The sequence below is a fragment of the Clostridium thermosuccinogenes genome (genome assembly GCF_002896855.1).
Lineage (GTDB): Bacteria > Bacillota > Clostridia > Acetivibrionales > DSM-5807 > Pseudoclostridium > Pseudoclostridium thermosuccinogenes.
In genome coordinates, this window is the sequence record NZ_CP021850.1 from 3,346,995 (window position 1) to 3,370,235 (window position 23,241).

The 23,241-nt window shown below is 41.2% G+C and carries 20 protein-coding genes, 2 riboswitches and 1 other annotated feature (1 of these 23 cut by a window edge); of the genes, 8 read left to right on the forward strand and 12 right to left on the reverse strand.

Annotation, left to right across the window (positions count from 1 at the left end; genetic code table 11):
* Positions 1-186 (reverse strand) — a binding site (T-box leader); it reaches 98 nt to the left of the window's first position.
* A 57-nt stretch (positions 187-243) separates the two neighbouring features.
* Positions 244-753: a hypothetical protein gene (locus CDO33_RS14765; RefSeq protein WP_103081290.1), complete on the reverse strand. Its 510-nt coding sequence runs from the start codon at positions 751-753 to the stop codon at positions 244-246.
* Positions 754-938: 185 nt separating this feature from the next.
* A riboswitch (M-box (ykoK) riboswitch) is annotated at positions 939-1,095 on the forward strand.
* A 266-nt stretch (positions 1,096-1,361) separates the two neighbouring features.
* On the opposite strand from CDO33_RS14765, the gene mgtE reads away from it, so the two are divergent.
* On the forward strand, positions 1,362-2,717 hold the full coding sequence (gene mgtE / locus CDO33_RS14770) for a magnesium transporter (protein WP_103081291.1): 1,356 nt from the start codon (positions 1,362-1,364) through the stop codon (positions 2,715-2,717).
* 261 nt (positions 2,718-2,978) lie between these two features.
* Here the strand turns inward: mgtE and trxA are convergent, their stop codons facing one another.
* The 4 genes from trxA to CDO33_RS14790 all read right to left on the reverse strand — a co-directional run bounded on the left by trxA (position 2,979) and on the right by CDO33_RS14790 (position 6,092).
* Entirely contained in the window at positions 2,979-3,308 is a 330-nt protein-coding gene (gene trxA, locus CDO33_RS14775) for a thioredoxin (protein WP_103081292.1), read from the reverse strand.
* Positions 3,309-3,485: 177 nt separating this feature from the next.
* A complete protein-coding gene (locus tag CDO33_RS14780) occupies positions 3,486-4,511 on the reverse strand; it encodes a TolB-like translocation protein (protein ID WP_103081293.1) in 1,026 nt (341 codons plus the stop codon).
* Positions 4,508-5,521 (reverse strand): phosphodiester glycosidase family protein, encoded by a 1,014-nt coding sequence (locus CDO33_RS14785; RefSeq protein ID WP_103081341.1) that lies wholly within the window; start codon positions 5,519-5,521, stop codon positions 4,508-4,510. Before CDO33_RS14785 ends, CDO33_RS14780 begins: the two co-directional genes overlap by 4 nt.
* 163 nt (positions 5,522-5,684) lie before the next feature.
* Complete coding sequence (locus tag CDO33_RS14790) at positions 5,685-6,092, reverse strand: putative ABC transporter permease (RefSeq protein WP_103081294.1); 408 nt, start codon at positions 6,090-6,092, stop codon at positions 5,685-5,687.
* Between the two features lie 214 nt (positions 6,093-6,306).
* On the opposite strand from CDO33_RS14790, the gene CDO33_RS20920 reads away from it, so the two are divergent.
* Complete coding sequence (locus CDO33_RS20920) at positions 6,307-6,465, forward strand: hypothetical protein (RefSeq protein WP_161496487.1); 159 nt, start codon at positions 6,307-6,309, stop codon at positions 6,463-6,465.
* A gap of 415 nt (positions 6,466-6,880) precedes the next feature.
* A complete protein-coding gene (locus tag CDO33_RS14795) occupies positions 6,881-8,176 on the forward strand; it encodes a D-alanyl-D-alanine carboxypeptidase family protein (protein ID WP_103090289.1) in 1,296 nt (431 codons plus the stop codon).
* Here the strand turns inward: CDO33_RS14795 and CDO33_RS14800 are convergent.
* From CDO33_RS14800 to CDO33_RS14820, 5 genes are all read right to left on the reverse strand, one after another.
* Positions 8,173-9,270: a serine hydrolase gene (locus tag CDO33_RS14800; RefSeq protein ID WP_103081296.1), complete on the reverse strand. Its 1,098-nt coding sequence runs from the start codon at positions 9,268-9,270 to the stop codon at positions 8,173-8,175. The two genes, CDO33_RS14795 and CDO33_RS14800, sit on opposite strands and share 4 nt — an antisense overlap.
* Before the next feature lie 203 nt (positions 9,271-9,473).
* Entirely contained in the window at positions 9,474-9,872 is a 399-nt protein-coding gene (locus tag CDO33_RS14805; RefSeq protein ID WP_103081297.1) for a cyclic-di-AMP receptor, read from the reverse strand.
* Between the two features lie 73 nt (positions 9,873-9,945).
* On the reverse strand, positions 9,946-10,827 hold the full coding sequence (dapB, locus tag CDO33_RS14810) for a 4-hydroxy-tetrahydrodipicolinate reductase (protein ID WP_103081298.1): 882 nt from the start codon (positions 10,825-10,827) through the stop codon (positions 9,946-9,948).
* A 566-nt stretch (positions 10,828-11,393) separates the two neighbouring features.
* A riboswitch (cyclic di-AMP (ydaO/yuaA leader) is annotated at positions 11,394-11,608 on the reverse strand.
* A 306-nt stretch (positions 11,609-11,914) separates the two neighbouring features.
* Entirely contained in the window at positions 11,915-13,090 is a 1,176-nt protein-coding gene (locus CDO33_RS14815; protein ID WP_103081299.1) for an iron-containing alcohol dehydrogenase, read from the reverse strand.
* Between the two features lie 268 nt (positions 13,091-13,358).
* The gene (locus CDO33_RS14820; RefSeq protein WP_103081300.1) at positions 13,359-14,102 is read right to left on the reverse strand and encodes a CPBP family intramembrane glutamic endopeptidase; all 744 of its coding nucleotides are present in this window, start codon (positions 14,100-14,102) and stop codon (positions 13,359-13,361) included.
* Between the two features lie 550 nt (positions 14,103-14,652).
* Here CDO33_RS14820 and CDO33_RS14825 point away from each other — a divergent pair.
* From CDO33_RS14825 to CDO33_RS14850, 5 genes are all read left to right on the forward strand, one after another.
* Positions 14,653-15,573: a ketopantoate reductase family protein gene (locus CDO33_RS14825; RefSeq protein WP_103081342.1), complete on the forward strand. Its 921-nt coding sequence runs from the start codon at positions 14,653-14,655 to the stop codon at positions 15,571-15,573.
* A 107-nt stretch (positions 15,574-15,680) separates the two neighbouring features.
* Entirely contained in the window at positions 15,681-15,944 is a 264-nt protein-coding gene (locus CDO33_RS14830; RefSeq protein ID WP_338053232.1) for a DUF1294 domain-containing protein, read from the forward strand.
* A gap of 130 nt (positions 15,945-16,074) precedes the next feature.
* Entirely contained in the window at positions 16,075-16,953 is an 879-nt protein-coding gene (locus CDO33_RS14835) for a helix-turn-helix domain-containing protein (protein ID WP_103081301.1), read from the forward strand.
* A 397-nt stretch (positions 16,954-17,350) separates the two neighbouring features.
* Positions 17,351-18,901 carry an S-layer homology domain-containing protein gene (locus CDO33_RS14840; RefSeq protein WP_242973887.1) on the forward strand — a complete coding sequence of 517 codons (1,551 nt, stop codon included), beginning with the start codon at positions 17,351-17,353 and terminating at the stop codon, positions 18,899-18,901.
* A 391-nt stretch (positions 18,902-19,292) separates the two neighbouring features.
* Entirely contained in the window at positions 19,293-19,667 is a 375-nt protein-coding gene (locus CDO33_RS14850) for a hypothetical protein (RefSeq protein WP_103081304.1), read from the forward strand.
* Positions 19,668-19,686: 19 nt separating this feature from the next.
* Here the strand turns inward: CDO33_RS14850 and CDO33_RS14855 are convergent, their stop codons facing one another.
* Both CDO33_RS14855 and CDO33_RS14860 read right to left on the reverse strand, forming a co-directional pair.
* Entirely contained in the window at positions 19,687-20,160 is a 474-nt protein-coding gene (locus CDO33_RS14855) for a YbaK/EbsC family protein (protein WP_103081344.1), read from the reverse strand.
* A gap of 161 nt (positions 20,161-20,321) precedes the next feature.
* On the reverse strand, positions 20,322-22,982 hold the full coding sequence (locus tag CDO33_RS14860) for an alpha-L-rhamnosidase (protein WP_103081305.1): 2,661 nt from the start codon (positions 22,980-22,982) through the stop codon (positions 20,322-20,324).
* Between the last annotated feature and the right edge of the window lie 259 nt (positions 22,983-23,241).

The following is a 23,241-nucleotide window of genomic DNA, read 5'->3' on the forward strand; positions in this document are numbered from 1 at the left end:
ATAACGCGAGGTAACGTCTTCTTCTACATTAAAGCCTTGCCCGCATATTTCATATGTAAGCATGGGCTTTATTTCTCAAAGAGAAACTCAAGAGCTGCTTTCTATATAATCCTTTTCCGGACTTTCACCATTCCTCCGGCTCGCTGTGAAATTCATATATATACTCTTCTCTGTCATCGCTTTTAATAATATTTTGTTATTATTTCTATTATATAAGAAAATCTCTTTTATATCAATACAGACTTAAGCAATTCTGTCATTGATTATATCATTATTTAAATCATCATTTATCTCTCTATCTATATTATTTATATTTTCATCTATTTCATCAACTACATCTCCCAGCTGCTTATCATATTTGCTCAAAATCCCGATGATTTTTGATTTCAGTTCCATGAAATCTCCTCTCATATCGACAAGCTTCTCTTTTTCTTCCTCTATCAGCTTATCCATGCGCTTCTTCTCTTCCAACGCCTTGTTTTTAGCATCGTCCAGTATATTTTTTGCATTCTCCTGAGCTGTTATAAGGGCCAATGCAATTTTTTTCTGTTCATTGCCTATTTCTTCATACTTCCGGTTTATATCTTCATATTTGGATTTATACTCCCTCAGCTGATTTCTTATGTTGTTTATCTCATTATCCTTTTCCTTCAATCTATCATCAAATTCCTTCAGCATTTTTTCTATGTACAGGTTTACATCTGATTTCTTAAAGCCGAATACGGATGTTCTAAAGCGTTTTTCTCCAGCCATATAGCTTCCTCCCCCACAAATGGAAAAATAATACGTTAATAAGTATATATTCCATATAAATCATAAAAATCCTTTTTGTTTACAAAAATTATTCAAATTATCCATTACCTCAATGGTAAACTTCGAAATATAAACCGGTTAACTTTTAATTGACAAAGTACCGGAGTATGGATAGAATATTAATGTACAAAATCCGGTAGGCAAGGCTACCACAGGGATACGGACTGCTGCCGCGAAGTAGTGGAGACACGACGAGATGGTAAGCAGGTTATGTCGAAGCACAAGGCATAGCCTAATGCAGTTTCATCGCCCTGTGATGCTAAAGCTCAAACGGTGCTGCATGATATAATCGTCTATTCCCATGTACTCCGTTTGATATGCATGGGATTTATTTTTTCATATCAAGAGAGGTGAAAAACATGGACGCTGGCAGTAGTAACGGCACAAACCCAGGTCGGAGTATAATTGAAAAGTTAAATGACATGGTACCGCTATATACAAAAGCGTCCATTGTTATCTGACGCTTCGGCCGTTTGTGTCTTGCTCCTGTCTTACTTTGTTCGGTGCTTTTCCGAACATTGAAAAACTTAAGATTGGAGGAATGACCTATGGCAGAAATCACCGCAACCTTTGAAGCAACCATAGAAATGCTTCTGGAACAAAAGAAATTCAACAGCCTGAAAGATATTCTTACCACTATGTATCCTGCCGATATCGCAATACTTTTTGAGGGTCTTCCAAAGCAAAAGCTCACGCTGCTGTTCAGGCTTTTGCCCAAAGAGCTCGCAGCGGAGGTGTTTGTTGAGATGGAAAGCCATCTGCAACAGCTTCTCATCACCGGTTTTTCCGACAAGGAACTAAAGGAGATTATAGATGAGCTGTATATGGATGACGCAGTTGACCTTATTGAGGAGATGCCGGCAAATGTGGTAAAACGTATACTTTCCCAGGCTGATCCCGAAACCCGGCGGCTCATCAACGAAATGCTCATGTATCCGGAAGACAGCGCCGGAAGCATAATGACCACTGAGTTTGTTGATTTGCGTCCGGAGATGACCGCGAGCGATGCTGTCGATCATATTCGCGCTACCGGCATAGACAAGGAGACTATAGACGTCTGCTATGTTACCGACACAAAGCGCAAACTGGTGGGTGCCATATCGATACGCACGATAATTCTGGCGGCAAAAGATACAAAAATCAGTGAAATAATGGATCCACACGTGATCTCAGTAAACACACATGAAGATCAGGAAGCTGTTGCACAGATTTTTGCAAAGTACGGATTCACGGCCATCCCTGTTGTAGACACAGAAAACAGACTTGTTGGAATAGTAACCGTGGATGATGCTATCGACGTAATGCAGGAAGAAACTACGGAGGATATATCCAAAATGGCGGCCATAACCCCGCCGGATAAGCCTTATTTCCAGCTGTCTGTATTTGAGATCTGGAAAAGCCGTATTCCCTGGCTGCTGCTTCTTATGATTTCCGCAACCTTTACCGGTATGATTATATCCAGCTTTGAAAAGGCCCTTGCGACATATATCGTCCTTACGGCATTTATACCTATGCTTATGGATACCGGGGGCAATTCCGGAAGTCAGGCTTCAGTCACCATCATCCGCGGATTGTCGCTGCAGCAGATACAATTCTCCGACATCCTGCGAGTGGTGTGGAAAGAGGCGCGGGTGGCTGTAATGTGCGCTATTACCCTATCCGTATTCAACTTTGCAAAGCTCATGCTCTTTGACAGGGTGGGATTATATGTGGCTCTGGTTATCTGCATTACATTATCGGCAACCGTTTTCGTCGCGAAAATTGTAGGCTGCATATTGCCCATGCTTGCCAAAAAAATAGGATTTGATCCGGCAGTTATGGCAAGCCCGTTCATAACAACCATAGTAGATGCTTTGTCCCTCATTATATATTTCAGTACAGCATCGGTAATCCTGGGCATTTAGGCAACACAAAGGATGCAGGCATTCATGTTTCAAAGCCTGAAAGTCCTCAAAGAAGCTTTTTAGCCGGGAAGCAAATACTTTGATTTTGCAAAAATTAATGTTATTCTAAATGGGGTTGCAGACAATATCGAAATAACATGATATGCTATGATGCTATCAAAAAATATAAAAAGGGGGCTATCTCAAAACGAAATTTGAGATGGCTCCCTTTAATAATCCCTTCACTTCTATGTCCTGTTCTTCGCTATGTTCAAAATTTTATCATAAATGTTTATCAATCAAACCCGCATATTCACTCTTGGAACGGGCACCGATCACCTTTTCCACCATCTGTCCGCCTTTAAACACCATGACGGTAGGAATGCTCATTATTTTATACCTGTTTGCTATCTCTCCCTGTTCATCCACATTTACCTTTGCAACCTTTGCTTTGCCGTCATAATCTTCTGCAAGTTCATCCATGATAGGCGATACCGCTCTACATGGTCCGCACCATTGAGCCCAGAAATCAACCAGAACCGGTTTGTCGGATTGGAGCACCTCCTGCTCAAAATTGCTGTCTGATATAACTATAATTTTTTCACTTGCCATATTATGCCTCCCACACAATTTAATCTATTCCTGAATCCTATAGACATTATAATAACCTTTTATTAATTATTATTTTACCCCAAGCAGGGCATTTAAAACAATATTCATTGATTTTGCCTCAAAAACTTCTCTCAAATCAAATATTGCTTTGACCAGCTAAACTCGCCCAAATTTTTCCTATACAATCTCAATATATAACACATCGTTGTCCATCGTGACAAGATATTTACCAAACACTCCCACATATTTCCCCCGGTATTCCATAGCGATTTCTCCTTTTAACTCATGAAGCATTCTTTTGTCTCTTTCATTAAGATATATGCTTCCGTCCTGGGCTATGCAGATATGCTCCGTTGAGCACGGAATTATTAATTCAGCGTAGGAAAACTTGCCTTCCTGAATTTCCTGCAAAGTCCCATATTTTATCCTTTCGACATTTCCGTTCTGGTCCCTTTCTCCCAGGTAAACAACATCCTCCACGTCCACTCCCAGAATCATGCTGTTCCCTAAATCAAGCTCCCTTTCTTCACCCTTTGAATTATACCTAACAAAAATATCTGATCCGTTCCGCTGATACAACAGGATATCACTGTAATTTAAAAGATGCATGTCCGTATCCGGGCTTACGGCCATAACATGGCTCAATTCCTCCATAATGTTGTAACAATATATCTCTGCCCTGGCCGGCCCGGCTGCCACCTTTACATACACAAGGTTTGTGAGGGTTGAGAGCTGGATATCCACAACCTTGCTGCCCTCAGGCAACCCGGATATTTCGGGGTAATCCCGGACAACCCCGCTGTCGGCGTCATAGGTTTCGACATATATATCACCCCGGACATCCCCTTTTTTCCTTGTCGAGTATATGAGCATATTCCTGTCCGGAAGCCATTTATAAAAATCCGGTACAAAGCCTTCCTGAAGCACCATTTCCTCTTCACCGCCGGCTACATCAACAATAACCAGCTCATCCCCCAGTATATAAGATGCATAGGAGGCATCAAAAGAAAGTGCGACGTGCTGTGCTCCTTCCGGAAGCTTTACTTTGCCTCCGGATTTTTGCCCGCCAATTTCCGCATATTTCACAATTTCAACATCGCTTACCCTTCCGGGGAGGTAAACCCTGTCTATAAAAGCCAGGAGCAAAAGCTGAAATGCTAATGATATAAATGCCCACACAGCTATTCTGCCAGGCTTTTTCATTCAAAATCCCCCCTGCTTTTGGGCACTACGATAAATGCAGTAGGAATTTTGCGTTCTCCCAGCCTGTCGGCAGGCTTATTGATCACCTCTCCGTTAAAAAACATCGTAGTTGATGATCCGCCATCCAGATTAACCGCATTCACAGCTCCATATTTTATCAAAATATCCTGTACATCCTTCAAGGTTGCCCCTACGGATTCAATGCTTCTGCCATCCACCACCAGAAAAAGCACCTCTCCGTTCTTTCTTTGCCCTATGGCTGTGCGTGGGGCAATCCCCCAGCCTCCATCCCCCGTAGTGATGGTAGGCTTTCCGTTCACCACCAGAGGCGGCCCAAAGCTGATTCCCTCTTTGACATTATATTTCTTGAGTTCTTCAATTGAGTGCATACCCACTATCAACATTCCATCTTCGGTAAAGGCTGCAGTATCCATCCTGACCTTTTCGCTGCCCGATTGGTTGTATATCACTTCACCCTTATGAATGATATAACCCATGGGACTTCCACCGGTTCCCACCCAGCCATTATCCGTAAAACCGCCGCCATTTATGGCAGCGACAGCATTGTTCCGACGGGCAATGCTGCTGGTGGTTTCTCCCGATACCGGCATTTTTTCGGAGTATCCCACCTCTATGCTTGTAGGATCGTATATGACCATCATCTTTCCTTTAAAATCCTTGCCTTGGATATCAAAAACTTCAATTCTGTCGCTGTGGTTTTCACCAAATTCCAGCCTCCGGACTTTCTCCCCCCTGGCAGTCGGATCAACTGCATAGCTGCTTTTTAGTATTTCTACTATCTCCTCCTCCGGAAGAAAAGTCCTGGCGACAAATTGAAATTTGGATGAGTTGATGGACATCCCCACCACCATAGCCTTCACATTGTCAAAAGGCCCATAAAAGACCAGAAGCGGGAATGTAATCGAGAACAAGACAGCCTGGAAAAGCAAGAACAGGGCAAGCCTTCCCCACAAAAACCTATTCTTTTTAACCTCTTTTTTACTTTCCATTCCTGGTACCATCGATGAGACCCCACATTTTTAATTCTTTCTGCAAGCTACCCTGCTATTTGCCGCATAGCTTCCATATATTTAATATAATAAATTTTCCGGTTATTTTAAATGTCTGATAATGGAAAAAGGAGCTTTGCGATAGGCACTCAAGCTATGAACATCATGCAATTCCATAGGCATCCAGAGCCCTGTGGCCTCGTTCAAACAACAGCCCTGCCACAAACCATGCCGGGGCAAAATCCAACCTTACCAAAGAGTCCACGGCAAAAGGCCCGGTGTAATACCATGGCTGTACCCCCAGCAAGTCTCTAAGCAGCATACCGGTAGCATACTCAATTCCCCATATTATCACGACCCAAACCAGGCCTCTGAGCGGCCATTTCCAATCCTGTATAATGTCATGAATAGGCTCCAGGAATATAGCCAGGCCGTATATGAAAAACATCCAGAGACTCGTATAGCTGCTTAAGTTTTTATCACCGCTTAATAAAGATCCAAGTCCTGTCCAGAAGACTTCAATACCCCATCCGGTAAATCCATACAAAAAGAATCTTTTATACCTAATCATATAATTATTTTAGGTGAAGAGTAATCTTTTTATAGCAGGAATATATTGCTGCTGTTTCCGGAAAATTCGGTTTTTGGTCATATTAGCATCAGCATTCCAGAACAAAGCAGTATATCTTTTGTTTATATGCAAAAACTATGGTATATTGAATCGGCATTTCATATCACACCGATCATGGGTAATAATTTGCCTTTTGGCAGTACTGGAGGTAGCAATGAAAAGCAAAAAATCAAAACCTATTACACAACCTGCCGGGTTCAAGGGGGAAAGTGTACCTGAGAAGGATGACATGGACCATGATCCAACAGGAAGATACATGAGAAAAAATCCTTATAAGACACCCCCCAACAACATGACGACAAAAGGGAAATAAAGGCATTATTCAATGCCTTTATTTTTATTTCGGCAGCATTCCTGCCATGTAGTACAAGTGGACAAAGAACACATTTTAACTGTATAATTAATATTAGCTTATATAGGTAATTGCGTATGATTGCACCGCCTGTCCTTTGCCGGACTGGCGGATCATGCAGTACAGCATGTACTGATATTGCACAGGATAGCAAGTATTAATATTACATAAAAACTGGCTATTTTAGTAGAGTTGCCTCTTTGCAGGCAAAATACTATTTTCAACTGTTTACACCGGCATGGAGAGCCTCTGCATGTGGATGATCTATATAACTAATAGAGGAAAAAAAGATTTATACACCTCTTGACTTAGATGGCCGGTAATCATTTATGTGAATGAGGGACTTGTTTCTCCCTCATCATATATAAGGAGGGATATGATGCGCAAAAAAATAATGCTTAAAATATCGGCTTTGATATTCTTGTTGTTTTTTGTTTCATCTCAGCTTTGTTTTGCTGATGATACGATACGCAACAATGCCAATATAGCACCGGAAGCAGGAAATATTCCTGATATATTGGAGAACGCCAATGTCGATATTAACGCCAGGTCCGCCATATTGGTCGACACTGCCAAGTGGCAGACTTTGTATGCGAAAAATGCTAATGAAAAGCTTCATATATCCACCGCAAACAAAATAATGACCACGCTGATAGTCATCGAAAAAGTCAACTTGTATGATAAGGTAACGATAAGCAAGGAGGCTTCGGATGCAGAAGGATCTATCCTGCATCTGGAGGCTGGAGAAAAATACTCCGTGGAAGATTTGCTTTATGCCCTGATGCTCAAATCTGCCAACGATGCTGCCAATGCCCTTGCCGAATATACTGCAGGAGATGTTGAAAAATTCGTGCAGATGATGAACGCAAAAGCTCAGGAATTAAAACTGAATGATACGGTGTTCAATAATCCCACCGGATTATACGACGAAAAGCAATATACGACAGCCTCCGATCTTTCTGTATTAATGAAGTATGCTCTGTCCAATCCGACTTTCAACAACATTTTTTCCACCCCGATTAAGCTGTGGTTCTATAGTGACAGCTCCACGGTGTTGAAAAGCCAGAATAAATTGTTCTGGAGCTACAACGGTACTGACGGTGGAAAACTTGGATACAACGAGAAGGACAAGCAATCCCTTATTTCCACAGCGACAAAAAATAACCGGCGCCTTATGGCCATTGTACTGGAGTCATCGGAAGAAACTGTCTACACTGATGCTGAAACTCTTTTGGAGTATGGTTTTACAAATTTTAAATCAGGCATCCTGGTATCAAAGGGACAAATATTAAAAAGGCAGCAGGTGGGTGATAAAACTATAAATCTGGTAAGTGGAGAAAGTGTTTATTACACCTATCCCATAGGCAGCGATTATATAAAAAGCATAAATATTAAAGTGGTCGACGAGATAACTCTCCCTGTAACAAAAAGCAACCCCCTGGGAGTAGCTACATATGTCCTGGCAGACGACACCACAATAAATGTCAACTTATATTCCGATACCGAGATATATCCTCCGCAAAGCATGAAATCACGTTTTCTCAATACCCTTATGGAGAACAAGGATATATTGTATCTGATAGCAGGACTTCTCGTGTTGGAGGTATTGGTAATTATATTCAACATAATCCGGGCTATAAGAAGAAAATTTGTTGCAAGGAAGCAAAACTAATTCCCTGCAACAAATTTATATACTTTTTCTGAAATATTGGCTATGACGTCCGGAGCTTCAGCCTCATCCACATCCTTTGACATTACCGATAATATATAGGGTTTCTCTGCATAGATAATACCGACGTCATGCACTGCACGAACCTGCGTGCCTACTTTATGAGCTACCTTTACATTCGGTGGAAGCAATTTATTCAGCCTGTCGTTAAATGCTGTGTTTTGAAGGTATTCCATTAGTTCTCCGCCAAGCTCTTCATTCTCTTTATAAAAGTCATACACCATTTTTAAATACAGGGACATATCCTTCGGACAAGAAATATTCCTGTCGTAATCGACAACAATGCCGCCCGACTGCTTCATGAATTCCCTATAAACCTTTTCTCCACCAATAAGCCGTTTTAACATGTTGGTGGCCACATTATCGCTTTCCTCTATTGAAAGCTTTGCCAGCTCTCTTACAGTATACTTCTTACCAAAGTCGACATACCTTATAACTCCCGTTCCTTCTGAATAATCCTCCTTTGTGTATGTCAATATATCATCAAGATTTATATAGCCTTTCTCAACTTTTTTATAGATAAGAAGGATTAAAGGCAATTTGGCAGTACTGGCAGCATCATATTCATCAGTATCATTTATACCGAACTCCGATCTGTCATATAGGCTATAAAAGTGGATTCCGTACTGACCTTCAAACCCTTCTATATAGTTTTCCAATTCTCTTTTTATAACTGATGTATCCATAGGCTTAGGTTCAATTGTAAAGCCTTTCTCCTGCAGATCGCCTTCCGCCTTCCTCGTTATTCTTGCTTCCAGCTTCATAGCTGCATTGCTTTGAGACATTGCCGCATCATCGCCATTACCGGTGGTTTCATAGGTATCATCCTTTGTGTCCTGCCTTTTTTCACCATCCCGGTCATTTTCAAATGCGATGAGAAATCCACCTTTCAGTCTGTCCAGTATTTCGTTATCAAACACGGCATATACTGATGTAATCAACAATGTGAATAAAATTAATGCTAAAAGCAACCTTTTCCTTTTCAACTTTCTTTTTTTTGCCCTTATCGGGCTTGACAGGTATCTATTGTATCTCATCCATGAGTCACCTCGTAAAACACTCGTGTACTCAGGCAGGTACAGCAGCAATTTGATACCTACTTTTATATAGTATTTCTAAATACTGTAAATAATACACATGCATAACATTTTTTTTAAATAGTTTAGACCAATATACCGGATATTATATAAAGTACGCAAAAAGGGAGCGAAAAATCGCCCCCTTTATATCCTTGCACCTTTTATACCTTTTCAAATCGCTCAACATTAACCACAAAAATTGTAGCACCACCGACAACCACTTCGGCAGGATATTCAGTCAAAGCCTCATCGGTTCCGTCACTGGCCAGGGATGACTCCTCCATATAATTGCTCGATGTCCTTGGCATGAACATTCTTCCCATTCCCGAAAAAGTCGATGCAGGTGTAACTGCTTGCTTCCTGCTTTTAGACTTTTTGGTGATGATATCAATAACCTTTGTCACTTTATCATCATCCACACCAACAAGGAGCGTAGTATTGCCGGACCTTAGGAATCCTCCGGTCGAAGCCAACTTGGTTGCACTAAAACCATTTTTGTTCAGCTCATCCATAACCTTACGCTCATCGTCATCGTGGACAATTGCAAAAACCAGCTTCATTATTAACCCCTCCGTTTTTAGTTTATAAATTGAAATATATTCTAAATATTGATTTTCCCCCGTAATGCATATCCTAAACCTGGTTAGCTTCCTCATGGACTCCTTTTTTTCCATCCATGTAATGCATCATGCGGTTTTTGGATATGCTTTTCTCTTTTTCCAGATAATCATTAAGTGCTTTCCTTAAGTTTAACACATCACTCATCTCAAAGTAACCCGTTTTTTTATAAATAAATTTCACAGCCCTGAGGGCACCCAAGGCAAAAGCCTTGCGCGAAAAGGATTCATGGGAAATTTCTATTTTATCTTCTTCACCGACGATCATGACCTCATGCTTTCCCACCACTCCTCCGGCACGCACCGCATTTATAGGTACATCAATTTCAGAGCTGTCGCTTCCTGATGACACCAGCCCTTTTTTGATTTCATTAGCCAATTTTATGGCTGTTCCCGAAGGTGCGTCCTTTTTATGCTTGTGATGCACTTCCGTCACCTGGAAGTCATAATTGCTGAGAATGTTGGCCATTAAATTTGACATCAGCATAAGCACATTCACTCCCAGGGTTATGTTAGGTGCATAGACTATTCCGTTGCGATATTTCCTGGACAATACAAAAAGCTTCATCATGGATATTTTTGAAAACCCTGTTGTTCCTATTACTATGTTTACCTTCATTTTGGCGAAAAGCTTCGCATTTTTTATCGTCGCCTCAGGGTTTGAAAAATCCACCACCACATCAGGCCTGGTTCTGAAAACAATCTGCTGCAGGTTATCGCAGCTATCAATTAAAATTCCTGTTTTCCCACAGCCTATAACCTCACCGAGATCCTTTCCCTTTTTGGGACTTCCAGCACTGCAAACAGCAGCTACCACCTTTATATCATCCTGCTCCAGAAAAACTCTGGCGATTTCCTTTCCCGTCCTTCCGAGACCAACTATACATACTCTAATCATAATTCTCAACATCCCTCCTGTAATAGAAAATTAAGACAATAACACCGGGTGCTATTGGAACTATTTTCATTAGCAGCATCAAATTCAAATACTACATTGTTGTATTGGAAACAATGGCTATAGCATTCCTTCAACTTCCCTGGCGAAGCCAAAAATCCACCTAATGAAGTTGCATGTGCATGGTAGGCTAATTATAAGCCAATTGCCGCACTTCGGGCGAAACAAGCGCTGCAATAATTGTTGCTTATATACCTAAATAACAAAGCAGAAATAATGTGCAATTAAATGTGAAGACAGTATAATTGCTGCAACAGGCGTATTAAAATCAGCATTCCCGGCATAAATTTTGATAGTCTCACCGATAACTATTTTGCTTTCATGCTTCCACTTGTAAACACGATATCGGCATGCACGTTTTCTTTAGTTAATTAGACTAAAACTATAAGTTAGAGTAAAAACTTTTGATATGTTTTAATGAAAATAAAGTTCCATAGCATCATAAAAGCCGCAGAGAGCATCTGCAGCTTTTGATTATTCTAAAAAGGCAAGAATAAACAATACATAAACCACCCTCTCTTTCAACGCTTACGAGGTTAGCTGCCGGATTCGGATCGAAAGAGTTGACCCTACCATATTAGAAATGTGATGCCCACGTATGCCATTCAAGCAACGTCCGATTCACTGCCTGAATTCATCGCCGGATTGTCGGCATCCATTTGCTAATAAGGATTCACCCCAGAAATTGGTTCCCCCGTTCTGTTCGATTAAGCGCAATATATTAAATTGTTTTATCGCGAGCGGAAAGCCGCTCAGGACAAATTAGCTGCTCGTGCGGGTATGCAATGCAAGAACCACACTGAGCAAATACATACAATAAATGTATTTATATTTAGTAACTGTTATTATTATATCATAAAAACCATATTTTTACCACAAAAAATTTAGAAGCATATGAATCTTTGTGAGTTCCACATCAATATTTTCAATCTCTTTTAGAGTTCATACTTAAAGGGGAGCAGATTTTGCAAAATATCCTCGCTTAAGAATATAGGCTATCTGCTTCGACTTAAGTATGCACTGGTCAGCTTTATCTGCACAGTTCAAAGACTTCTATTATTTCTTTTTTCCCAAGGGGTACATAGCCCGATATTACACGCTTGCCATAATGAGTGCATTTTTCAGCCATTTCCTCAAATTTCTCATCGGATATGTTAAGCTCCGACAGTCTTACGGGCATGCCTATGGACCTAAAATAATCCTCCGTCGCCAGGATGCCTTTCAGCGCAGTTTCCTCAGGATTCTCAAAATTCATGTCAATGTTCCAGACTCTTACGGCAAACTGGCAGAATTTCTCCACATTATGCTTGTAAACATATTTGGCCCATGCCGGGAAAATTATAGACAAACCTGCCCCATGAGCTACAAAATCATACATGCCGCTAAGTTCATGCTCCAGCTGATGGCATCTTAGGAATGATTCCCTGCCGGCTCCGGTCAGATCGTTATGGGACAGGCTTCCTGCCCACATAAGGGTCGCTCTGGCCTCATAATCCCTGGGATTCTTTATAGCAATTTCACCGGCTCTTATCACAGCTTTTAAAAGCCCTTCCGCTATGCGGTCGGTTAAGTCCACATCCTTTGTCGAAGTAAAATAGCGTTCCATGGTGTGCATCATTATATCCACAATTCCGCAACCGGTCTGGAACTTATCCACTGTATATGTAAGCTCGGGATTCATTATTGAAAAAAGCGGCCTGTTGAACTCGCTGTTAAATCCTCTTTTAAGAAGCTTGTCTTCATTGGTGATTACTGCCGATGAGCTCATTTCACTGCCGGAAGCGGCTAAAGTCAAAATTGTTCCTACCGGAAGCGCTTTATCCGGCTTTGCATTGCCAGCTGAAAATTCCCAAGGGTCAATATCGGTCAGGGCAGAAATTGCTATGACTTTGGCTGAGTCAATAACGCTCCCACCACCTACTGCCAAAACCATTTCAACGTTCTCTTTTTTACACAGCTCCGCACCGATTCTAACCAGGCTTACCTTTGGGTTGGGCTGCACTCCACCCAGTTCCACAAAATCAATTCCGTTATCCTTCAAATCCTGGACCACCTGGTCGTAAAGCCCGATTCTTTTTATGCTTCCGCCGCCATAATGCAGTAATATTTTTTTAAAGCCGTACTTTTTTATTATCTCTCCGACTTTCCTGTGGGTATCCTTGCCAAAGTACACCTTCGTTGGTGTGTAAAATTCAAAATTAAGCATAATATTACCACCCTTTTCTTAAAACTATACTGTTGTGCCGTTAATCAAAGATAGCTGAATTTACCTCCCTTGAATAAGCATTTCCTGCTGGGAGTTCAGGTATCGGAATTCAGACACAACAAGCAGAAGTATTTTTCTTTATTATACCCCAATTTAGCAAAACCATAAACAGGGTTTCCCAGTTTACTTTCGGGTATCGCCAAACCATGGCCCCATCAATATCTGTTAAAGTTAGCTGTTCCAGTGGTTTGAAGCAATCCTGCCCTTATCACACAAAAATATCATAACTGAAATTTATGATTGCATGAGCAATAGTAGGTGCAAGAATGTTATTGTCTCTGGTATACAAAAATACGAGATATACATGTATGATGCATGTAGTTATCAAATGCGGCATGTCATACATTATAAATTCGAATATCGGCATATTTGCCCGCATCATCTGAAAAGGGACATGCATCAGTCCGAACAAAATTCCGACAACTATAATGCCCAGCCATTTATTGCCAATCAAACCTTGGATCCTCGTTTGCAAAAATCCTCTGAATACCAATTCTTCTACTAATGCTATACATATGAGATAATATAAGAAGCTCCATAACAAATCAAACAAATCAGGATTTACAGTTTTACCGCTGCTGATGGGTCCTGATATATTCAGCAGCGTGAAAGGTATTGAACCTATGATTCCAATTACAACTGACCTTCCCGCCTTTTCCATCTTTATGCCAATGCTCCTGATGCTCTGTTTTCTGAGCTTGAGGATTATAAAAAGAGGTATGAGGTTTATCAAAACATAAGGAAAATAAAAAACAAGCCGGAATAATGTCTTGCTGCTGAAATAGCTTCCCAGGCTTTGATATATTTGCGTTTTAAACACTAGCAGCCCAAATAGCAGCATCAATACAATGTAGAATGCATAATATATGATGCTGTAAACTCCATCCTGCCTGTCAACTGATTTCTTGGTTTCCTCATCGAAATTTATTCTAAGCAACTGTATCAATCTCAAATCATTGCCCCCTTACAAATCTATATATTCACATATAGGACCTCGTTTTAGTTTGATTCTGTCAGCTTCTGCTGATCATTAAAGGATGTCGATGTCAGAACAACAGCCGTATTATCATAGGGATAAGTACCTATTCTTTTTACCGGCTAAATCTCATCAAACGCCATCTTTGCCACTTCTTATTTTCATTATCCGTATAACTTACCTCTCACAGCAGCTATCCAGCACAAATATTTTATATGCTTAATTATTTATAACATGCCATACAGCAATAAGTTAACATATGAAGTATACCATATTTATACTTGAATTGATACCACTATATAAATGTATCCTTCCTCTGTATCAATACCGATAATTTCTGATATAATTTATATAGTTTATATAATGAGGCTGAAGGATGCTCTGTATTTACAGGCAGCGGACATCCACCGCTTACAGCATATGATACCTATGCCTCCCACATAGTCGAAAAGCATGCTGCGATAGGGAGCAATCGCTTCCGTTGCTGCAAAACAACAAAGACAATAAGCAGGAAAGGATATGTAAAATGAAAAAAATTCAGAAAGTATATTTGTCAGGCCTTGGAGCCATAGGAAGCTCTTATGCAGGCAAATTGCATGATATGGACCCGGACAGTATAAGGATTATTGCCGACAGGGAACGAATAGAGCGTTATACCAAGAATGGAATTGCCATAAACGGCAAGGTATATAATTTTCAATACCTGGCGCCTGAAGAGGATGCAGCTCCGGCAGATTTGATAATCATAGCTGTAAAGCAGCATCACCTGGAACAGGCTATAAAGGACATCAGTAATTTTATAGGGGATGATACTATAATTCTCTCCCTCCTGAACGGCATATCCAGCGAGGAAATATTGGGCCGGACCTTCGGTATGGAAAAAATCCTCTACTCCTTCTGCGTATCTACGGATTCTGTGAGAATAGGTACTCAAGTCAAATATTCTGTTCTGGGTACCATCGTATTCGGCGAAAAGACAAATAAAGAATATTCCCAAAAAGTCCTGGCCGTAAAAGACCTGTTTGACAGGGCACAGATTCCCTATTCCATCCCTGAGGACATGATCCGAGAGCAATGGTGGAAATTCATGATGAACGTTGGCTTAAACCAGGTTTCAGCTATTTTGCGCGCTCCCTACGGAGTGTTTCAGAAGGTAAAAGAAGCCCGGGAGCTGATGGAGATGGCATGCAATGAAGTCATCGACATTGCAACCAAAATAGGAATCAACCTTACAAGGGATGATATAGACAAATACTTCAAAATTATAGATACCCTCTCCCCCAACGGCAAAACCTCCATGCTGCAGGATGTGGAAGCACACAGAAAGACAGAGGTGGAGATTTTTGCCGGCACGGTAATTGAACTAGGCCAAAAATATGGTATCCTGACGCCAGTAAACAATATGCTGTATAAAATGATCCGGGCTATGGAACAGGCATACAATTAACTGCTGACAGGAGACGGCAGTCATGTCAAAAATATACATTATATGGCAGCAATGAGAATAAATTATTGGGTGTGATGATAATAGCAGGTATAAATGTTAATCAAATTGTGCTGGCAGTTCTTATATTACTGAATATTTATGGTTTTTCCATGGCAGGCTTGGACAAAAGCAGGGCACGAAAGAAATTGTGGCGCATACCGGAGCAAAGTTTTTTTGCAGTTTCCCTTCTGGGAGGCAGCATTGGGGTTTATCTGGGGCTTTTATTTTTCAGGCATAAAACGCGGCATAAGCATTTTATGCTTGGAATACCTGCTATTATAATAATCCAGGTTCTAGCAGCATTATATTTGCTTGATTTTACATTGTTTTAGTACTATTTAGAACATTTTTCTAAAAATCATTGAATATGGACAGTAAGTATATTATTATGTAAATATCATAGGCGAGTGACTATTGATAAATACCTTATAAAAATTGTTCATTCAGAGGAGATCACTGGTTTTGAGTAACGATAATATATTTTTTAAAAGCAGGCCTCTGCCGGATGAGGAATTTTTACCCACGATGAGCTTATTTGAATGCCCTCAAATGTATATCACCATCTCTAACAAAAATTTCTCTTTTGCATCAAAAGGTTCTCATGCTCATGATGGATATGAGTTTATTATTTCTAACAGCTATATGCCCCATTTAGGTGTTGACAGCAAGTCCTTCTGCTGCTCTAAAAACGAAATTTTGGCTATCAACCCCGGTCAGCAGCATGGACCTTTGGACAGAATTGACAATGCATATTTTCATGGAGCCATGGTAAGTAGAAAGCTCATGGAAGAAACTGCTTATTCTATCTATGGCAAAAGCAATGTGCAGTTTAAAAATGAAGTATCAGCTGCAAGCAGTCTGTTACGCAATCTGATGGGCATGTTTGTTTCAGAAGCAAAAATGCCTCAAGCCGGAACTTCCATCATCCTTACCAGTCTGAGCTGTCACATCGCTGCATTGCTTCTTCGGGAGCTAAAAAGTAATATGCCCTGCACCGAAAAATTGATTAACAGCATAGAAGCGAGAAGAATAAAAGGAGTTATAGACTATATGAATGAGTCTTACAATATTGACTGCTCCATAGAAGATCTTTCGAGTGTAGCCGGCCTGAGTTCTTATCACTTTATACGCGTATTTAAAAACAATACCGGAAAGACTCCCTATGAGTACCTTATAGACTTAAGGATCGAAAAGGCAAAACAGTTGCTTGCTGATAAAAATTATACAGTAACCGATGTCTGTTTGGAATGTGGCTTTAATAATCCAAGCCATTTTACAAGGTTATTCAAAAATAAAACCGGAATAACACCAACATATTTCCGCTCAATAATTTTAAAATAATCTGGCCAGGAATTCTCTTTTTGCTTTTTTTCTTAATGAAGGCATCATAAAGTATACTTCTGTGTTTTCAGTTTAAATTAACCTGTTGTGCTAGTGATTTAACTGCGAGATGCAATACAGAAAACGTTTTGCTGGCCAATATGCACTAATGAAATGTTTGTGACAATTCAGGAATGAATTCAGCCAATAATGGATGTATTGATTGTTACAACGAGTTAAATTAACTTTTCTTATTTTACTTCCACTAAAAGCATTAACAAAAAGTTTTATATATTACAGCAATAAATGCAAAGAGTAGCAATCTAAATATAGATTAGTATAATCAGCAGATATAAATTATAAATGATAGCTTTATTTGTTTCCGTACAAATATTTGGAGGTGTAAAAATTGAAAAGAATGAAGACTTTTACAACTTTTCTGCTGGTTTTACTAATGACTTTTTCATTAATTGCCACACCTGCTTCAGCTTCAGCATCAGTATCTCTTATAGCATCCCCTGACAAGGTTGTACCGGGAGAAGAGATAGCAGTAACGATAACAGGGCTTACTGAGGATCAGATTGAAAACGGCGCATGGATTGGCTTTTTCAAGGTAGGCGCTAAAAACCATCAGTTTGAAAGAACGGAATATATTTTTGACTTGCCAGCAGATAATGTTTACAGGGTTACAGCACCTGTAACATATGGAGATTATGAATTCAGGCTGTTTCCTGATTATAATGCAACCAGTTACATTGCAGTAAGCAATACTGTGACAGTAGGCGAAAGAGAAGCAGCGTTTAAGGTATCAACGGATAAGCTGCATCCTGGTGAGGAAATATTGGTGACAATAAGCAATATTCCTGAAATTGATGAATATTATCATGCTTATGTAGGATTGTACAGTGTAGATGCAAAGGATAATCAGCCAATAAGCACTATTTATATATCCGAGCTTCCTACAGGCAACACCTGGAAAATCAAAGCACCCAATAAGTTGGGAAAATATCATTTCCGGGCATTCAATCTTGATGAAGAGCACCCTATGGGCCGCGGAGGGGAATTCGAGGTAATACCCAACGAACCCGTATTCAAGCTGGAGAAACTAGAGTACCTGATAAACGAAGAAATCAAGGTATCCTACTCCGGTGAACCGGTATCAGATGGCGCCTGGATCGGGTTTTACAAGGAAGGCAGCAAGAATAACGATTTCATAGATTTTGCATACCTTGAAAATTTAAGCAACAACACTTTCACTGTTAAAGCCTATGAAAGCGGAAGATATAATTTCCGGATTTTCATGGATTATGACGATAAAAGCATTTGTGGAACCAGCAGTACAATAGCCGTAATAGATGAATATCTGCCGGAAGACGAACAGGGAACCGGCGGTGGAGAAACCGTAATAGTACCCAATATTGATGAAGCGACAAGCTGGGCACGGCCTGAAATTACAGAGGCCTATGAACTGAATCTGACAACCGACAAGATCCTGATCGACTTCCAGAAGGATCTTACCAGGGAAGAATTCTGTGAGCTTTCAATAAAGCTTTATGAAAAAATGACAGGCACCAGCGCGGAAGCGGTTAAAGATAATCCTTTCACCGATACGAATAACCCTGAAATATTAAAAGCATATAACCTGGGTATCGTAAAAGGAATATCTGCCGACAAGTTCGGTCCTAATCTGAGTGTAACAAGGCAGGAAATTGCAGTCATGCTTCTTAGGACTTTAAAATGCGTTATGCCCGAGCTTAACACAAAGGCCGAATTCAAGCTGAAATTCCATGACGAAAAGGAAATAGCCTCCTGGGCGCTTGAAGCAGTCAAGTTCTTCAATGCCAATGATATAATAAAGGGTGCTGCCAGCGATGGTACCACCGGCTATATACTGCCAAAAGCAAATACAACCAGAGAGCAGGGAATAACCCTTGTAAAGAGAGTATACGACAAGTTCTTCACGATCTAATCAGCAGAAGCTGCCAAACAGCTTGTGTGCAAACAGCCACACCGGCTGTTTTTTTATGCTTGTATGACATCTGCCGTTGCCTATAAAGAACAAAGCCTGTAGTATGGCTGTGAAAACAAAGATTTGAATACGGCTGTGATGAGAAAAGTTATACCATAACCAGCAATTGAAGGTCTCTTGAAAGCAAAAATATGATATAATAAATGCAGCAAATAGATCACAGCTGCATTTATCCTTTGCTTTTGCCCGTGCGGTTTTTGATTCCAAATGCCCATGGGCAGCATTGTATTCGCATTCATGATAAATTACAAAGCTAACATAAAGCCGATATGGTGCCGTCAGGCTACCAGCAATTGCGATGCAAGACCTTGTTTGTGGGAGGAAATATAAAATGAACAACAACTTTTATTCCAAAGACTTCTATAAATTCAATAACAAGATAATCATAAAATGCGTCAGGTGTCTCAACAACATGAGAGTTCCCCTGGATAAGGGCAAAATATCCGTCACATGCCCTGTGTGCAGAAAAGAGTTTATTTATAATCCGGACTCCATCCTTTCCACTCTCAAGCAGATCGTCCTTACTATTAGAGCCTGGACGAGAAGGAGCCGGAGGAACCTTGCCATATTTCTTGTTTCTGTAGTGGTCATCATTGCTTTTCTGTTTTTCATGGTATTTAGCTCATTCAGAAAGGCAAACTCATATAAAAATCCTTTTGACAATTCCAGTCCAGGCATAGAGGTTTATCATACAGGTCAGGAATAGACGGACAGGCAGGCACATATCATTCCTGCCAGTCCTTGCAGACATCTACCCACGAATCGGCATTGGAATACCTCTCCAGTTCATCCACAGTAAGCTCGATTACGCTGTTGCTGCTGCCGCATGCTGGGAAAACCGTGTTGAACCTTTTCAAAGATATATCAAGGTACGAAGTAACTCCGCTTTTTACAGCAAAAGGGCAAATGCCACCAACAGCATGTCCTACAAGCTCAATCGCCTCCTCGGGAGTTAACATTTTTGCCTTTGCTCCAAACTGCATTTTGTACTTTGCATTGTCGATCCTTGCATCACCGGCTGCTACGACTAAAATACATCTGTCGCCCAGTTTAAAAGACAAAGTTTTGGCAATTCTTTTAGGTTCACAGTTTAGCGCCCGGGCGGCCAGTTCAACGGTAGCGCTGGAAACATCAAGCTCAACTATTCTGTCCTCCATATTGAATTGTCTGAAGTACTCTCTTACTTTCTCTATAGCCATTTCACTTCTCCTCTTTTGCAAAAATGTATACTGATAAATTCCTATGTAAAATTCAGGGGACTTCCGGCCATAAGCCTGCCCCCGCATAGAAGCATCATGCCCCGGAAGTGGCAAAATGCCCTGTATGGGCCAGACAAAACAGCATTTGTCCCCATAATATATCATACTAAACTATAAGTAAATTCGTAATCCCCTGAGCCGAGCTGGATTCTAACTCCCTCATCCGTCTGTTCATAACTTGTGATGCCACCGGCATCCTTAAGTCTCTTTCCATTCTCCAGAACACCGGACAAGTCGGCAGAGGGCAAAACCACAACAGCAGTTGTATTTGCCGGTATGCATACCTTCAACTTCATGCTGTCTTCCGATATTGCCCATGCTGATTCTACCCTACCGTACATGGATTCCAGCTTTGCTTCGGCAAATTCGAGCCCTGGTCCCGGTTTAGGTGTTATATGAATACGTTTATATCCCGTCATTTCACTATCGGTATTGATGCCGGCTACGGACCTATAGAGCCAATCCCCTATGGAGCCGTAAGCATAATGATTGAAGGAATTCATGTCTTTGCTCCAGAAAGATCCGTCTTCCTTTATCCCATCCCAGTGTTCCCATATTGTAGTAGCACCTTTTGTGATCTGATAAAGCCATGACGGATAGTCGGTCTGAAGAAGCAGCTTATATGCTATATCATTGTGCCCGTTTTGGCTTAAAACATGGCAGAGATAAGGAGTTCCTACAAATCCCGTGGTCAGATGGTATCCGTTTTGCTCAATAAGCTTCACCAAATCCCGGGTCACCCTCTTCCTGTCCCGGGCATCCACAAGATTGAACATAAGGGCAAGAACATGCGCCGTCTGCGTCGGTGAAGCTAGCCTTCCGTTGGGTGTGACAAACTCCTTTCTGAAGCTTACTATGATGTTTTTATAAAGCTCTTCATACTCTGCTGCATCTTCCCATTTACCCAGCACTTTGGCGGTTTTCGCCAAGATATCCGTTGAATAGGCATAGTAAGCTGTAGCAATAAAATCAACAGGAGTGGCGCCCACATAGCTGTCTGCCTTGCTGTCAAGGCCCAGCCAGTCACCGAAATGAAAGCCTGTATTCCAGAGATATTCATCGTCTCCCTGTCTTCTTATGTACTCCACCCAATGCTTCATGCTTTCATACTGCTCTTCCAGTATTCTCTTATCACCGTAGCATGTATATATTGTCCACGGACATATGGTGGCCGCATCTCCCCATGCCGAAGAGGAATAGCTGTTATCATCCAGGACATGGGGTATTACATGTGGTACTCCCTTTTCTTCAGACTGGTCCGCAGAAAGATCTCTCAGCCATTTTGCAAAGAAAGATGCCACATTCATATTGAAACAAGCTGTACGTATAAACATTTGGGCATCACCGGTCCAGCCAAGCCTTTCATCCCTCTGGGGGCAATCGGTAGGAACATCGAGGAAATTGCCCTTTTGTCCCCATACAATATTGTGCTGCAGCTGGTTAACAAGTTCATTGGAGCAGGTAAAGCTCCCGGTTGTTTCCATGTCGGAATGTATAACCCTTCCGGTGAAGTTCTCCAACATAATATCCCCCGGATAACTCTCTATTTTAACATATCTGAAGCCCTGGAATGTGAAGTGGGGCTCATAACATTCCCTGCCCGTTCCCTTGAGGATATATCTGATGGTCTGCTTTGCGCTTCTCAGATTATCGACATAGAAATTACCATCCTTATCCAGAACCTCTGCATGCCGGAGCACTACTTCCGCTCCTTCAGGGCCTTCTACTTCAAAGCGCACCCATCCCACCATGTTCTGTCCAAAGTCGAGCACCGCTTCCCCCTTGGGTGTGTTGATTATGTTTATAGGCTTTATCTCCTGAATAACTCTTACCGGCACATTTTCCTGAGCTACAAGAATTTCTTTGGGGTGTTGGAGTATTGCTGCGCTTTCCCAACTGCTGTCATCATAGCCCGCCATGCTCCAACCTTCCTTTTCCAGCCTGGCATCATAGGTTTCTCCGTGATATATCTCCGACATCAGTATGGGGCCTGAAGAAGTCTTCCAGCTGCCATCGGAAAGGATCAAGTTCTCATTGCCGTCTTCATATGTTACGTGCAGTTGGAGCAATAATGCAGCCTTATCACCGTACAGGTTCTTATTTCCGGCCCAGACCAGATTTCCCTTATACCAGCCATTGCCTAAAACAGCCCCGATGGCATTGTTGCCGTCCTTGAGCATCTCTGTCACATCATATGTCTGATACTGAAGCCTTTTATTATAGCTGGTCCAGCCTGGAGTAAAAAGGTGGTCGCTCACACGGGAGCCATTGATATAAAGCTCATACAGCCCCAAAGCAGTGGCATATACTCTTGCCGATCTGACCTTTCCGGCTGTACTGAAATCCTTTCTCAGCAATGGGCATATGTCAGACGTCTGGGCATCATCATAAATGCTTGAAGTAATCCATTCGGCCTTCCATTCCTTTTTGTCCAGCAGCCCTGTCTCAAAAAATCCAGGCTCACTCCAGCCGGACACATTGCCTTTGTTATCCCACACCATGATGCGGTAATAATAACGCTGCCGAGATATCAACGCCTCACCCTCGTATTCTATATGTGCGGATTTATCGGAATTGACTATGCCGGTATCCCAAACTAAGTTCTTAAAGGTATCGTCTCCTTTTGAAACCTGTACCTGGTATGCAGTCTGCATTATCCCCCGGCCATCCGATTCCAGTTGCCATGAGAATCTTGGGGACAGCACATCGATCCCCAACGGATTTTTCTTATACTCACATCTTAGCTTTTTAACCTTTAACATGTTCAACACCCTTCTTTAAGAGGTTATGCAAATAAAAGTGAAACCGGATATGTTTAGCATGCGGCTAAACACCGGCAAATACGCCATGCCGTATTGCCATTATTTAACTTGCTAATTGTGCCGGCCCTTTCAATCGGCCGGCACAACGGATTATCTTAATATTTCATTGCTAACACGAAAAGAATAGTCAGGATAAATATTGCTTTTTTATAGCTTAAGAATTATTTTATCAAGAATTCTGCATATTCCAATGGAATAT